Source organism: Tessaracoccus bendigoensis DSM 12906 (assembly GCF_900141915.1).
Taxonomy (GTDB): domain Bacteria; phylum Actinomycetota; class Actinomycetes; order Propionibacteriales; family Propionibacteriaceae; genus Arachnia; species Arachnia bendigoensis.
On record NZ_FQZG01000003.1, the window covers coordinates 1 to 15,326 of the forward strand.

9 protein-coding genes and 1 pseudogene are annotated in these 15,326 nt (G+C 67.7%); 4 read left to right on the forward strand and 6 right to left on the reverse strand.

What is annotated here, in order from left to right:
• Nucleotides 1–235: pseudogene (locus BUC15_RS00015) on the reverse strand (IS1380 family transposase); the annotation flags it as partial.
• A 431-nt stretch (nt 236–666) separates the two neighbouring features.
• Here BUC15_RS00015 and mobF point away from each other — a divergent pair.
• Complete coding sequence (gene mobF, locus BUC15_RS00020; RefSeq protein ID WP_073185182.1) at nt 667–6,333, forward strand: MobF family relaxase; 5,667 nt, start codon at nt 667–669, stop codon at nt 6,331–6,333.
• Nucleotides 6,334–6,410: 77 nt separating this feature from the next.
• Here the strand turns inward: mobF and BUC15_RS00025 are convergent, their stop codons facing one another.
• Nucleotides 6,411–7,727 (reverse strand): hypothetical protein, encoded by a 1,317-nt coding sequence (locus tag BUC15_RS00025; protein WP_073185184.1) that lies wholly within the window; start codon nt 7,725–7,727, stop codon nt 6,411–6,413.
• 239 nt (nt 7,728–7,966) lie between these two features.
• Between BUC15_RS00025 and BUC15_RS00030 the strand changes: the two genes are divergently transcribed.
• The 3 genes from BUC15_RS00030 (at nt 7,967) to BUC15_RS00040 (ending at nt 10,468) form a co-directional block, all read left to right on the forward strand.
• Nucleotides 7,967–9,004 carry a hypothetical protein gene (locus BUC15_RS00030; RefSeq protein WP_139280028.1) on the forward strand — a complete coding sequence of 346 codons (1,038 nt, stop codon included), beginning with the start codon at nt 7,967–7,969 and terminating at the stop codon, nt 9,002–9,004.
• A gap of 238 nt (nt 9,005–9,242) precedes the next feature.
• Complete coding sequence (locus BUC15_RS00035; protein ID WP_073185188.1) at nt 9,243–9,827, forward strand: recombinase family protein; 585 nt, start codon at nt 9,243–9,245, stop codon at nt 9,825–9,827.
• Nucleotides 9,824–10,468 (forward strand): prepilin peptidase, encoded by a 645-nt coding sequence (locus tag BUC15_RS00040; protein WP_073185189.1) that lies wholly within the window; start codon nt 9,824–9,826, stop codon nt 10,466–10,468. Before BUC15_RS00035 ends, BUC15_RS00040 begins: the two co-directional genes overlap by 4 nt.
• 40 nt (nt 10,469–10,508) lie before the next feature.
• Here the strand turns inward: BUC15_RS00040 and BUC15_RS00045 are convergent, their stop codons facing one another.
• From BUC15_RS00045 to brxL, 4 genes are all read right to left on the reverse strand, one after another.
• Complete coding sequence (locus BUC15_RS00045; RefSeq protein ID WP_073185191.1) at nt 10,509–11,156, reverse strand: hypothetical protein; 648 nt, start codon at nt 11,154–11,156, stop codon at nt 10,509–10,511.
• Nucleotides 11,146–12,609, reverse strand: coding sequence for a type IV secretory system conjugative DNA transfer family protein (locus BUC15_RS00050; RefSeq protein ID WP_073185192.1), 1,464 nt, complete (start codon nt 12,607–12,609; stop codon nt 11,146–11,148). Before BUC15_RS00050 ends, BUC15_RS00045 begins: the two co-directional genes overlap by 11 nt.
• Nucleotides 12,606–13,064, reverse strand: a complete 459-nt coding sequence (locus tag BUC15_RS00055) for a hypothetical protein (RefSeq protein WP_073185193.1) — start codon at nt 13,062–13,064, stop codon at nt 12,606–12,608. Before BUC15_RS00055 ends, BUC15_RS00050 begins: the two co-directional genes overlap by 4 nt.
• 83 nt (nt 13,065–13,147) lie before the next feature.
• Entirely contained in the window at nt 13,148–15,322 is a 2,175-nt protein-coding gene (brxL, locus tag BUC15_RS00060; protein WP_073185194.1) for a BREX system Lon protease-like protein BrxL, read from the reverse strand.
• Nucleotides 15,323–15,326 lie beyond the last annotated feature (4 nt).

Here is a 15,326-nt window from a genome sequence, read left to right on the forward strand (position 1 = left end):
CATCGATGCAGTCCGCGCCGGCCGCCATCCCCGCAACAATGGAGCCGACCTTCCCAGCCGGGTTCGACCCGGCCGATTTCACCCGGCAGGTCTTGAACCGTACCTTCTCGGCAACCAGTTCTGACAAGCCTGTTTGCTCCGCCAAACTCACCACCGGCACCAACCCAGCACACGAGATCAGGTTCTCATCATCGAAGATCGGGGTGGCCTTGCTCCAAACATGGTGTAGCTTCACTATCAGTGCCTTTTGTGTGCGGTAGATCAGGACGTCAACACTCCCGATTATCCCTACTCAGAAGGCACTCTCACACTCCGACCCGCCGCACCACCACCCACCGGTCCACGGATTCAGGCTAAGGACCGCACCGCGCCCGCCTGAAGCATCCAACCCCTCAGAGCTCGCTCGACGCCGTCGACCCCCTCCGAGCCGCGGTCTCCTACCGACCGCGCTCCAGCGTCCGATCACCATGCCCGCATCCGTCCGCCGACGACGACAACAAGCCCCGTCCACCCCCCATAACCCCTCAACCTCGAGACCCGCACACCTGTTGCATCACCGGTTTGCCCTAGTCAAGCGGCATTCGCGCCGCTAGCAACCCTTTCGCGTCCGAAGGTGCAGGAGGACGCTGTCCGCCGAGGCATCGGCGCGCCCGTTAGGCGGGTGTGATGAGTCTGCACAAGCTGACCGCCGGGGACGGGTACGAGTACCTGACCCGGCAGGTGGCTGCGATGGACTCCACCGAGAAGGGGCACACCGGGCTGGCGTCCTACTACACGCAGAAGGGCGAGACCCCGGGCGTGTGGGTCGGCTCCGGGATGACGGGCATCGAGGGTCTGGACGCCGGCGACCCGGTCACCGCCGAGCAGATGAGGTTCTTGTTCGGCTCTGGGCACCACCCCCTCGCCCGGCAACGCGGCGAAGCCCTCCCGCCGGACGCCACCGCCGCCCAGGCGCGCGATGCGATCCGGCTGGGGCAGCCGTTCAAGGTCTATGCCCACGACATGCCCGAGTTCCGCATCGAGGTTGCCAAGCGCTTCGCCACCTACAACACCCAGACCGGCGCACCGCACGACGCGCCGGTCCCCGCTCAGGTTCGCGCCGCCATCCGCACCCAGGTCGGACGCGAGACGTTCCGGGCCACCTTCGGACGCGACCCCGTCGACGCCCGCGAACTCGCCGGGCTGATCGCCACAGCGTCCCGCCCCCAGACCACCGCCGTCGCCGGCTACGACCTCACCTTCTCCCCCGTCAAGAGCGTCTCGACGTTGTGGGCGCTCGCCGAACCCGCCACCGCGGCCACCATCGAACGCGCCCACCTCGCCGCGATCGGTGATGCGCTGCGGTTCATCGAGACCCACGCCCTCTATACGCGCACCGGCCACAACGGCGTCCGCCAGGTCGACGTGACCGGACTGGTCGCCGCCCGGTTCACCCACCGCGACAGCCGCGCCGGCGACCCCGACCTGCACACCCACGTCCCCGTCGCGAACAAGGTCCAGACCCTCGACGGCCGCTGGCTCTCCATCGACGGACGCCTCCTGTTCAAGGCCATCGTCGCCGCCTCCGAGGTCTACAACACCGCCCTGGAACGCCGACTCTCCGAAGCACTCCCCGTCCGGTTCGCCGAACGCCCGTCCACCGACCCCGGCAAGCGACCGGTCCGCGAACTGGTCGGCGTCGACCCGGCGCTGAACGCCCGCTGGTCGCAGCGCCGGGCATCCATCGAGCACCGCCAGACCGAGCTGACGGCCGCCTTCCAGTGCGAGCACCACCGCCCCCCGACCATGGTCGAGGCCCGCGCCCTGGCGCAGCAGGCCAACCTCGAGACCCGCCAGGCCAAACACGAACCCCGCACCCTCGCCGAACAACGCGCCACCTGGCGCGCCGAAGCCGAAGCCGTCCTCGGCGGCGCCGGAGGCGTCGGCTCGATGCTCACCGCGACCCTCACTGCCCGGCAGTTGCGGCATCCGGTCTTCGTTACCCGCGGCTGGGTGCGCACCCAGTCCGCGCAGATCGTCTCGACCATGGAAGCCTCGCGCTCCACCTGGCAGGACTGGCACGTCCGCGCCGAAGCGCTGCGGATCGTCCGGGCCGCCAATGTGCCCCGCCGCCGGGTCGACGACGTCGTCGCACGGCTCACCCACGCCGCCCTCACCCGGCACTCCGTCGCCCTGCAGGCCCCCGCAGACGGAATCGCTGAACCCGCCGCGCTGCGCCGCTCCGACGGCGACAGCGTCTACACCGTCGCACGCGCCACCTGGCACACCTCCCGCCGGATCGTCGCCGCCGAACACCGCCTCCTCGACGCAGCCGGACGCCGCGGCGGCCACCAAGTCCCCACCCCGGCCGTCGAGGTCGCCCTCATCGAGGCGGCCGCGAACCGCACCCCGCTCAACCCCGGCCAGGTCGCACTCGTCCGCGAGATGGCCACCAGCGGCGCCCGCCTCCAGCTCGCCATAGCCCCCGCCGGCTCCGGCAAGACCACCGCCATGCGCGCCCTCGCCACCGCGTGGCGCAACGGCGGCGGCACCGTCGTCGGGCTCGCCACGTCGGCCGCCGCGGCCGCCCAACTGGGAGCCCAGATCGACACCCACGCCGACACAATGGCCCTGCTCACCCACGCCCTCAACCACCGGCGACCGCTCCCCGAGTGGGCCGAGCACATCGGGCCGACGAGCCTGGTCATCATCGACGAGGCCGGCATGGCCGACACCCTCTCGCTCGACCAGGTCGTCGAGTTCGTCCTCGACCGCGGCGGATCGGTGCGCCTCATCGGCGACGACCAGCAACTCGCCGCCATCGGCGCCGGCGGCCTCCTCCGCGACATCCAGGCCCAGCACGGTGCCGTCCAGCTCAACGAGCTCGTCCGCTTCGCGGACCCCGCCGAAGGCGCCGCCAGCCTCGCCCTCCGCGCCGGCGACCCCGAAGCGCTCGGCTTCTACCTCGACAACCACCGCGTCCACGTCGGCGACCTCGGCACCTGCGCCGACCAGGTCTTCGACTCCTGGCTCACCGCCCGCCAGACCGGCGCGGACGCCCTCATGGTCGCCCCCACCCGGACGCTGGTCGCCGAACTCAACGCCCGCGCCCAAGCCCACCTCCGCGACGGCGTCCAGCCCACCCGCAGCGTCGCCCTCGCCGACGGCAGCGACGCCGCGATAGGTGATGTGATCATCACGCGGCAGAACGACCGAAGGCTGCGCACCACGGGCACCGACTGGGTCCGCAACGGCGACCGCTGGACCATCACCGCCATCGCCACCAACGGCGACCTCCGCGCGATCCACCAGACCAACCGGCAGACCGTGATCCTTCCCACCGCCTACGTCAACGATTCCGTCGAACTCGGCTACGCCTGCACCATCCACGGCGCCCAGGGCGTCACCGCCGACGTCCTTCATGGCATCGCCACCGGCGCGGAGACCCGCCAGCAGCTATACACCATGCTCACGCGGGGCCGGTACGCCAACCACGTCCACCTCGAAGTCGTCGGTGACGGCGACGCCCACTCCCTCATCCGGCCCGAGGCGATCATCCCGCCGACCGCGACCGACGTTCTCGAACGCATCCTCGCCCGTGACGAGGACAACACCTCCGCCACCACGACCGCACGCACCCTCGCCGACCCGGCCAACCGACTCGCGGACGCCGTCGCCCGCTACAGCGACGCCCTCGGCTACTCCGCCGAACAGACGGCAGGCGCCGACCTCGTCCAGCGCCTCGAACAGACCGCCGACGACCTCGTCGACGGACTCCCCGACGCCCCGACGTGGCCCACGCTCCGCGCCCATCTGCTCCTGATCGCGGCGTCCGGAACCGACCCCGTGCAGGCGCTCACCGAAGCAGTCCAGGCCCGTGAACTGGGAAGCGCCGCCGACCCGGCCGCCGTCCTCGACTGGCGTTTCGAACCCGCCACCGGACGCAACACCCAGCCCGGACCCCTCCCGTGGCTGCCCGCGCTTCCGGCTAGTCTCGCCCACCACCACGACTGGGGCGACTACCTGCAGCGGCGTCACGCACTCGTCGTCGCCCTCGCCGACCAGGTGCGCAACCACGCGCTGGCCTCCACCCAGCTCCCGGCGTGGGCGCCGGCGGGCAGCTTCCGCCCGGACGCCGCCACCGTCGCCGACCTCACCGTGTGGCGCGCCGCGCACGGGACTCCCCCCACCGATACCCGGCCCACCGGCGAACGGCAGTTCTCGGCCGTCGAGGCCCGCTGGCAGGCCCGCCTCGACCGGCGCATCATCGACCACCTCGCCCCCGCCGTCGCCGAATGGACGCCGCTGCTTCACGAACTCGCGCCCGCCGCAGACCGGGACCCCTACCTGCCCGTACTGGCGCATCGGCTCGCGCAGATCTCCGGCGTCGGCCTGGACGCCCACCGTCTCCTCCAGGCCGCGACGAGGGAGGGCCAGCTCCCTGACGACCACGCGGCGTCAGCCTTGTGGTGGCGGATCTGCCGGCACCTCACCCCCGCCGTCGCAACCCAGCTCGCCGACCAGCACAGCGCCGTCACCACCAGTTGGCTGGCTGATCTCGAGCAGAACGTCGGCCGCGAACGGGCAGCCACCTTGCAGGCCTCGCCGTGGTGGCCGGCGCTCGTCGTCTCTGTCGAGCAGGCACTCGCTCGCGGCTGGCAGCTGACCGACCTGATCAGCACGCCCGGGGGTGCAGTTGACATCGACGACTGCCAGGCCCTCGTGTGGCGAACCAGCGTTCTGCTCGACCCCCTCCCCGACAGTGACGACCTGCCCCCCGACCCCGCCGATGCCGCCCCGGACGAGCACTGGACGGCGCACGCCGATCTCGGTGACGCAGCCAGCGGGACAGCGGAGGACCACCAGATCGACCAGGTCGAACCGAACCTGGCCTTCACGTTCGAGGCCCTCGAGCGCCGGGTGATGACGCCGCCTGAGATCTCTTCCGCGGACCTGAACGCCCAACTTGACCGCGCCGACGCCTGGCGCGCCAGCCCCCACACCCCCGAACGCCTCGCGGCCGTCCACGAACTCGCGCTGGAGTACTACCAGGACTGCTATCCCGGCTCGTGGGCCCAGCCCTACCTGACCGGACGCTTCGGAACTGACATCACCGACGACCCAGAAATCCGCCCCGGCTACGCCCCAACCGGCTGGACCAGCCTGGTCACCCACCTCCACCGCCTCGGCGTTACCGGCGACGAGTTGCTCGCTTCGGGACTGGCCGTCACCGCCTCGACCGGACGCCTTATCGACCGGTTCCGCGACCGCGCGGTCTTCCCCATCGTCCACGACGAGCAGGTGCTCGGGTTCGTCGGACGCCGCCACCCCGACGCCACCGATCTTGACCACGCCGGACCGAAGTACCTCAACACCGCCGAGACGCTGCTGTTCCACAAGCGGGCGCAGCTGTTCGTCGCCGGTGGACGCTATCTGGACGCCGGCGGCATCCCGGTCGTCGTCGAGGGCCCCGCCGACGCCATTGCCGTCACGCTCGCCAGCGAGGGCCGCTACGTCGGCGTCGCACCGCTCGGCACCAACCTGACCAGCGAACAAGCCACCCAACTCCGCGGCTACGGCGTCGACCCGATCATCGCCACGGACGCCGATGTCGCCGGCCAGGTGGCCGCACAGCGGGACTACTGGATCCTCACCCCGCAACTCCTCCAGCCCCGTTATGCGGCCCTGCCTGACGGCTCCGATCCCGCCGAACTCGTTGCCACCGGCAGCGCCAAGAACCTGGTCGATGCCCTCGACCAGGCTCGGCCACTGGCCGGCGTCCTCATCGACGAGCGCCTTGCCAACCTGCCCCCCGTCGAAGCGGCCCTCGCAGCAGCGCCCGTCATCGCCGCCCAACCCGTCGACGCGTGGGAGCGCGCCGTCCACACCGTGGCGGAGAGGGTCGGCGTCGACGCCGACGTCGTCCGCTCCAGCGTCTCGGCGTTCATCCGGGCCTGGAACAACGACCCAACCCACGTCGCCGACCAGCAACTCGGCCTCACCGCACAGGTCCGGGACCGACTCACGGCGGCCGCGAGCGCACGCCGCTGGGAGGCGCTCGCCAGCCGAATCGACCCGCGCCTCGTCACAGATCCGGACTGGCGGGCACTTGCATCCGCGCTGCACGACGCGCAAGCCCGCCGAGCGGACGTGCCAGACGCCATCACGGTGGCCCTCGAAGATGGACCCCTCAACCCAGACACGCCGGCCCAAGACCTCGCTGGCCGGTTGGAGCTACTCACGAATGGCGAGCCCTTCACCGAAGACCCCAGTGGCAAGGCAGCGGAGGCGACGCTTGCGGACCCCCAGCCAAGCAACCGACCGAACCAAGACCGCGGCGCTATCACTTGGTGAGCGAGCTAGTTCATAGCTCTCCGCTCACTGGCACGCGGTGCTCATCCGGCGACCGAATGACTCTTGACGGCAAGTGGCTAAAGGGAGAGGTTGCCCCGCAGCCACGCGATCCACGCATCGCCCATCTCTCGGTGCACGTCTACGACTGAGGGCCACACCTGCTTGAGCAATTCCTCCGAGACATAGCCGCGCTCGATCAGTGTTTGCACGATTCTGACCGCCGCCGTGGCTGAAGCCTGAAAACGCAAATGGGGGTCGTCGTGGTCATCCAAATCGACCATCAGAACGTTCGGGGGAGCGTCGCGTAGGAGCGACTTCATCACAGCGCGTTGATTCTTGGCTGCCACGACCTCGTCCGCGTCGGGTCGGGCGCGTTGGAGGAGCGCATCGGACTCCCGGAGCCAGACCACGAAGGTGTGGCGCGGGACCCTGCCGGACCGGAGTAGGGGTTCCTCATCCAACATCCCATAGTGACTCCAAGTCCGACGCTTCGGGGGTTCGTGAAGCAGTCGCTGGTGGATCGACCAGCGCTCCTTTGGTAGGGCTGCGGCAGGATGAAACCCGATCTCGGTCATGGCCAAGTTGTTGGTCGTCGTAAGGCCATAACCGAGCGACAGCGCGAGCAAGGCGGCCACCACGTCGGGCTGGGCCTGCCCCGTGACACTTGTGACCGCTACACTCCGCAACCGCGGATAGGGCCGAGACACCTGAGGAGAGGTGGGGCGGCCCAACCGTGGAATGCGCCATCTCGTCGCTTGCGATTCCGAGGGCTCGCCCACGGGATCTATCCGGGGGTCTACCAGTGCCGCGTAGCTCCCTCGGAGCGCGCGGCGCAGTTGGTCAACCTGAAGGACCTCGTCCACTTGCGTGCCACTCCGTGAGGGGCCCCGCAAGTCAAGCCGGTCGGCAACATGGAACTCACAGCCCTCCGCCAACTCGACCACTTCCGCCATGATGTTGACAGACCAGCCCTGGCTGCTCAGTACCGCTTGGATCAATTCCTGAAGGCTGTCCGAGCGATCTGCCCGAGCGACCCGCATCTGGGAATCGAGAATCTTCGCCTCCAACTTCTGCAGGCGATATGCCGCGTCGATGAGGAGGCTGCTGTCCGGCGATGACCCGATGATCCCCATGCGCTCCGCCAGGTACAGCGAGGGTGATCCCGGGACCGTTCCTTGAGCGCCCATTCGAGTCAAGTCCGCGATGTGCGGGAGATACGCCAGGGGTGGCGTTGACCTGGTCGCTCTCCAAGCGACCACCTTGTCCCGCGAGACCGTCGAGCCCACGCGCTGGCCGAGGTCGTACGCCAGGTCCTCCACGGACACCCGGTTGAGCGCCATGGCTCGCTTGAGCTCATCGCTGAACGTGCGCCACCCAGGATCCCTGTTCGCCACGGTGACGCCTCCTCTCTTGTGCATTATTCTGCACCACCGCCGGAGCTGCCTGCATTTGGCGACAGGGTAATGCACCGACGATGATGTTGATGCAGGCGCAATGGACTGAACACCGGACTCATACGCGAAGCTCGACCCTCGCATCGAGCTGCCTCAACACGGCCTACGTGGCCGCGTGCCCCATCGCACAAGCTGGCGGCGTAGTCCGCACAGCCGAATCCATCGAACTGGAGCCCACTGTGAAGATTCGCCTGTTCATCCTCCCCGCGCTCGTCGGGCTGGCACTCCCCTTCCTCGTCCACGCAGAAGCCCGCGCCGACACCGTGTTCCAGGCCGACCAGCCGGGATACGCCTTCGCTTGCGACGGCCAAGCCAGATCGTTTGGGCGCCTCTCAGGTGCAACACCGGGCGCTTGGATCACCTTCAGCTCCCCAGATGTCGGCGGACTCCTTCCGGGGACGGCGGACTGGAGCGGCGGACTCAGCATGAGTTGGCAGTGCGATCCAGTCGACGCCGGATCCACGTGGCAGGTCACCGCGACGACCTCCGAAGGGAACCAGGTGACCTTCTCCATCCTGGGCGTCGATGCCAATGCTCCCGCCCAAGTTGCGGCGCCGGCGCTCGATCCTCAGCCGCAGGGGGACGTGGTGTTTCCCGAACTGCTCTCCAATGCCGAGCATCCCGACCCCGTCGCCCCGCCCCAGGCGACGCCCCCGGCGAATCTATCGAGGTTCAAGGACTTGATCGCCAGCTGCGGCGTCCGCCAGTGGATGGTGTGCTACGACATGGGCAAGCACTACCTGAAGGCCACAGGGGCTGACTACAGGCTCAACATTGGGGACCTCATCTGGGAGGAGCGGCCGCTTTGGGCGAGCTACGAGTACTGGCTCCGGACGAAGGTCGCCGAGGCCAAGGCTGAAGCGGCAACCGTCCCGAGCGACCAGTCGAAGGTGATCCCCTTTTCGAGCGGCTGGCAGGGTTACGACGCCAACGGCTTGAATGACTGGCACTTCGCCTTGGGCCACTTCTCGTTCAACGTGTCAGGTGACTTGTGGGTCGGGCCGGCCGACTCCAGCGGCGATCGCCCCGTACAGCTGCGGTACCGCACGACGATGTACGACGTCTACGACTTCGGAGGTCGTGAGTTCGGCTGGGCCAAGGAGCTAGCCACTGCTGGATGGGCTGCGGAGTACTACGTGTGGGCAGAGGGCGACACGATCACCAAGTCCGCGACCATGAACGACCTAGACCCCGAGTCCTTGGGCTTGGAGTGGTGATCGACTCAACGCGCTAACACATGAGTCGGCGGCCTCGCCTAGCGGTTTGGGCGGGGCCGTCGACGACCTGCCGGTCACTCGCGTCCAGGCGTCAGCGCATCCAGGAGCATGGCAACGGTCATGCGTGCCAGCGAGAAGAACCCTTTGAAGAGGCGAACAGAACGCAGCGAACCGTCGTGACGCACCCCGGGCGGCGTGTCGCATCAGGAGCCGAAGGTTTTTTGAGACACTGTGAGACATGCGGTTCCTGCTCTACACACGCGTCAGTACAACCGCACAGAGCGCCCAGATCCAGGTCGAGGCGCTGACGGCGGTCGGGGTCGAGCCTCACAGCGTCTTTTCCGACGAGACCCCCGGTGGAAACGACGCTTCGGATGGTGCCGGCATGCGACGCCTCCTGGAGTACGCACAGGAGGGAGACACCGTTGCCGTGTGGAGGATTGACCGCCTTGGCCGATCGCTCAGCGAGGTTCTGGAAACCGTGACCATGATGGTCGAGCGTGGCCTCTACCTCCTCTCCGTGCAGGATGGCATCGACTCGCGCACCGCAACCGGACGCCTCATGGTGGAACTCCTCGTGAGACTCACTCCATACGAACGACACCTGGCCAGCGAGCGGATCGCGGCGGGCTTGGCGTCTTCTCGAAAGACGGGCACGAGAGTCGGCCGACCGCCGCTCGATCCCTCGGAGATTCGAGGCAAGATCCGCGCGGTCGAGGATGCGCGTGCCGGCGGCATGACCGCCGCCGACGCCGCGCAGCTGGTGGGGTGGAGCCGAGCCACCTTCTATAGGCACCAGCAGGAACACGGGTCCCAGCGATGACTCGCGCAGACCTGAGCCTCATCGCGGCACTCACCCTTCTCGGCGCCGTCATCGGCCTAGCCATCAGGTGGCGAGTCGCCACGCTCAACTACCGTCACGATGACGAGGCTGGCCAGACTCCTCCCGGCCCCCGCTGGTGGATCCCCGTCACGGTTGCAGCTGGCAGTGGACTCCTCGCGTGGCGCTTCGGAGTTGAGCGCTGGCCGCTGCTCCTACCCACACTGCCGCTCGCTTGGTTCGGTCCATGGTTGTCTGCGATCGACCTCGACGTCCGCCGACTGCCCAACCGCCTTCTCGCCGTCCACGGCGTCCTTGTGGCGGTGGGGGTGGGAGCCGCCGCCCTCATCGCTGGCGACCTCAACATCGCCATCCAAGCCGCCATCGGCGGGTTGGTGGCGTTCGTCGTCTTCTGGATCCTCGACCGGGCTCAGCCCGGCGGTTTCGGATGGGGTGATGGCAAGTACATTCCGATCATTGGCGCCGCAACCGCATCGGTCAGCCTTACCGTCGCGTGGTGGGCGTTCCTGATCGCCTGCGTCGCGGCGATCCTGGCCACCCCGTTCCGCCGCCGCCGCACCGCCTTCCCGTTCGGTCCCTGGCTGGCCCTTGGGGCGTTGGCGGCTATCGCGATGCTCGGGTGAGAGGCGGCAGTCGCAACCAGGCGAGTGCTGACCGTCGAGGCTAGAGGACCTCGCCGGTGGACGGGTCGATCACATCACCGCCATCCAGGAGAGTGAGTTGGTGTCGGGAGAGCCGAACGTCCTGGTCGTGGACGAGTGCGACGAGGTCAACCTCGAACGCTCGGAGTCGCCGGGCAGACGCCTCTTCGCCCGTGTGGCGGGTGTAGCGGCTGCGGCTGGGCCAAGGCTGGTGCTCGTCGTCGCAGGACTGCTTGAGCCGCTGCCGCATCCGATCGATGAAGCCGGGCAGAACGTAGCGGTGCCAATTCTCGAGGACGTCCGACGTCGGCGCGTGGCCGGCGCGGCGGCGTTGGTCGGCCACCACGGCCAACTCGTGGACCAGGTGTGGATGCAGCGGCCAGCAGTGAGGGATGCACCCGCCTCCCGAGCCCTCCCACACGTACTCGGTGTTGATCCACTCCACCACCTGGTCGAGCCACAGCCAGACCTCCCACCGAAGACCCCGCTCCAGGCACGTGGCCGGGTCCCACGGGCGCGGGAGGTTGGCGGGGTTGCCCAACTTCTTCTTGCGCTCCTCGCTGCCATTCTGGGCGTCCCACAGATCGTGGTACGCCTTCTGGACCCGACTACCCGGCGCCGGGAAGCCCATCACTAGAGCGCCTGCTTGGGTCGCCTGCTCACCAACCATGACTTTGCGCTTCCACGAGGGCGGCGGCGGTGCGGGCCTCGACGTCGCGGCCGCCGGCACGTCCCGCGGCAAGCTCCTCCCGAAGCGCTCGCTGTTGGGCCAGCAGCCGTCGGCCATCGCGTCCCTCGATGCACCGATGCAGCCGGGCGATGATCGGTCTGGCATTCTCTGCGATGACCAATGCCTGCTTGTCGGGCAGCTGCCGCAACTCTTCGGGGCGCAGGATCGGGATCTCCTCGGAGTGGATCGTGCGTGCCCGTCCACCTCCCATCTGCCACGACGAACGAGGCACCCGGACGCGGCCGACCAGGTCGGACACCTCTTGATTGAACGACACGTCCTTCGAGCCGCCGAACCACACGAGAACGTTCGTGAGCCCCACGAGGGCGCGGGCCTCCTGTTCGCCGAAGATCGCTGCCAACTGGCGGAACGTCTGGGCCGCGTAGATGAACGACAGGCCGAGGGCCCGCTCGTTCGCCATCCGCGTCCGGAGCGTGGGCAACGGAGCAGTGGAGGGCAGCTCGTCCAGGCAGGCCAGCATGGGTGGGCACAGGCGTCCGAACTGGCTGCCGTTTGCCTGCTGGATTGCGGTATCGAGGATGTGCTCGGCGACGGCGGTCATCAATGGGGACGCCGACGCGTACGGGTCCTCGCGACCGAGTAGGTAGATGGTCCCCCGGTTGCGAAGCACTTCGGCGACGTTGGAGGCCGGTCGCCCCTCCGTTGGCACGCAGCGGCGTCGGATGTCGTCCTGGAAGAACAGCGACATGGCCTGTTGGACGGTTGTGATGGTGTTCGCGCTCGTGCGTTCGTCACCGCGCAGCGCCCCCTGCAGGAGCCCGGCCCACAAGGGATCGGAATGAGGGTGGCGGCGCAAAATCTCCTCGGGCTGCGAAGTCGATAACGGTTTGGCCACCCACCCCAGCAGGTCATCCAGGGTCTTGCCGGTAAGCGCGGCTGCGTGGAAGTACGCCATCAGCACCTTCGCGGCTTCGGCGGCGTAGAACCGCGCTGCGGCGTCCCCCGACCCGTGGCTCGTCCCATGGATGGTCCCTGCTGTGAACGCCTTTGCGCGGCGTTCCGACACCATGCGGTCGACACACCCGGCGATCGGGTCCCAAACAAGCTCGGGCAGGCCGGGGACGAGACCGAACGGGTCCAGCACCACGCAGGGCCGGCCGCTCTTGGAGCGCTCAGGCAGCGACAGAAGTAGGTCGTCGGGTTTGGTGAGCGTGACCATTGCAGCGCCAGGGGCACTGATGAGCGCCGGCGTCAGCAGGTCCAGCGTCTTGCCCGAACCCTGGGGGCCGATGATGCCCGCGGTCCGGTCCCAGGGGCACCACAGCTCACCGGACCTCGGTTGGTGACCGGCTCCGATGCGCCAGCCCACTTGGGCGGGATCGAAGCGCTTGGCCCGGTTGGTTGGGGGCTCGACGGCTTGAGCGGCGTTCATCGGTTGGCCTTTCTGCCTGCGGGGAACAGGTCCGGACGCACCACGTGTCGCACCTTCCACAGCCGATCCTCACCGAGGAGCTCGTGGGCTTCGGTGACCGTCGCCATGCCGCGCATCCGCCCTGGCCCCCACCGGCGCCACCCCCAAACGCAGGCGAGGGTGGACGCTGTGACCGTGAGCAGGCCGACGACGGCCAGCCACGCCCACACGGCCTCGGCGCCAGCCACCTGGTGGACGTGCGGCAGCCCGGCGGCGGCGTCACCGGCTATCACGCCTGGGACGCTGGTCACCCACTTGTCGTAGGCCGGCCACCACCACCCACCGCCGGCGAACCAGTTCGCCAGCGACCGCCCCAACTGGCACACCGTCGCTCCCAGGAGGAGCACCGCACAGATCACGACCAGGGGGAGCTCCCACGTCCATGGGTACTGGTCCTGCACACGCTCCCGCTGCATCACGTCTCCTTCGTGTCCACCTACCTAACGGGGCCGGGGACAGACTCGGGGACAGCCGCGACAGGTCGCGTGTCGTGAAACCGTCAAGCGCCGGGCGGCGAGTCCGCACCGGCGTCCGAGCGCTCTACTATGGCTTCCCGGATGTAGGTGATGCCGAAGGCTTTGACGTCGCGGTACTTCTGGTACTTGGTGGCAAGGTCGAACGGGCTGTCAGACATGCGCTGGAAGATGTCGAGGCCGCGGCCCAACAGGATCTTCCAACCCGTGTCGGTCGTGATCGAGCGATCATGGATGGCCTGGGGCTCGGCGAACTCGACGTCGAGGACGATCCCCAGCACCCCGGCGCTCTTCTGGATCTGAAGCAGGTACTCATACTGCTTCTGGCGCTTGACTGGGTCGTCCTGAAACTCAACCGTCACGAGCTTCAGCGTGACCTCGTCCGCCGGATCCTTGCCCCGGGCGATGCCCTCGACGAGCTCCATAAGGTTCCTGGCCTGGTGGAACAGCCTCACATATGGGTCGACGATCCTGATCTGCGAGGCGCCACGGAGATGCGGGACAAGCAATTCAGCGTAGGAAACGCCCCGCTGACCCTCGTGATACTCCCGGTGCCCTTGGAAGAGCTCGGGGGCCGGCACGGGCGCCGCACTCTGGTCCGTCGACGTTTCACCGGTCGAGGTTGGGGCACCTACAAGCGGGTCGGTTTCGGTAGGAGCCTCGGCCGGCTCAGTGTCCTCCTTGCGCCCTCGGTGGTAGTAGGTCGGATACTCGTCTTCCTCAAGCGTGGCGACGCTGTGCCATGAGCCCTCCTTGTCGAGGTAGCCAAACTTGACCTCGGGCATCGTGGCGTCGATGCGAAGAATCTGGTCCTTGACCCGCTTCCGACCCTCGATGGCGAACCGGAGGATCTCCTCGATCTCCTCGCTGCTGGCGTGGCCGTCGGGATAGAGGATCTTCATCAAGCCGGAGAAGGTCTTGTGGATGCCGTCGCGGTCTCGGGTGGAGATGTCGGGCGACAACGTGAAGTGCTGCTGGTAGCGGTCGGAGTAGTCCTGAGAGCGCATGGACTTGAGGACTTCGGCGATGTAGTCGACGACGAACCCGTAGCCGTTGGAGAACATCTCGCCGCGGATGATGTCGACTTCCCACCCGGGGATGTAGTGGTGCAGACGGTCCAGGTAGGCCGGGTCGTGGTAGGCCTCGGGTAGCTCGTCGAACAGGTCGGAGTTCTTGAGCATGTAGGGCACGGTGTGTGAGGTGTTGCCGACGAACACCATGGACGCCTCCGCGCCCAGGGTCTCGATACCCCGGGAAAAGGACTTGTTCGCCATGTAGTTCTTCATGATGTCGACCAGCGCCCGGTCAGTGCGCTTCTTCTTGCCAGCGAACTCGTCGAAGGCCACCACATCCCAGTAGCCCACAAGGCCGATGCGTCCGTTGGCGTTGTTGACGAAGAGCTTGGGGACGGTTACCTCCCCGCCGGAGATCAGCATCCCGTGGGGCGAGAACTCCGAGAAGATGTGGGACTTGCCGGTGCCCTTGGGGCCGAGCTCGACCAGGTTGTAGTTCCGTTCGACGAACGGGATGAGGCGCACGAGCTGGAAGAACTTCCCCCTCCTGCTGAACATCTCGGGGTTGAAGCCGATCGACTGCATGAGCAGGTCGATCCACTCGTCGGTGGTGAACCCGCGTCGGGACTCCAGGTACTGGTCCACGTCGAATCGCGAGAGTTGGATGGGCTTGATCGAGCCCAGTATCCAGGGAACGACCCGCTGGTCGTCGGTGTGGAAGTACTCGATGTCGCAGATGCACCACACTCCGCCCACGAGCAGCTTGGGGTGGGCCTTGATGATCGGCGAGTCGACGATGACGCCCTTGATGCCGAGGTTTGCGAACTCGGCCTCGTAGACGTCGGCCTTCTCGTTGAGGGTGACCGTGACCTTGTCGATGATGCGGTGGCGGCCGCGTTCCTTGATCTTGGACTTGACCAGCTCGGACTCGCTGCGGTGGACGTAGTGCTCGGCGAGGATCTGGCGAACGGTGTCGATGCCGGCCTGGATGGTGGCTTCGTCGTCCGACGCCGCGTACTGGCCCAGCAGGTACTCCAGGACGTAGGACGGCACGATGGCGTTGCCCTTGACGGCCTTGACCAGATCCTTCCGGACGACCACTCCGCCGAAGAGGAGATTGATCTTGTAGTCGAGGTCGCTCTGTTGCGGCTCGTCGGCGTTGCGGGGCTCGTTCTGGGTTTCGCTCATCTCG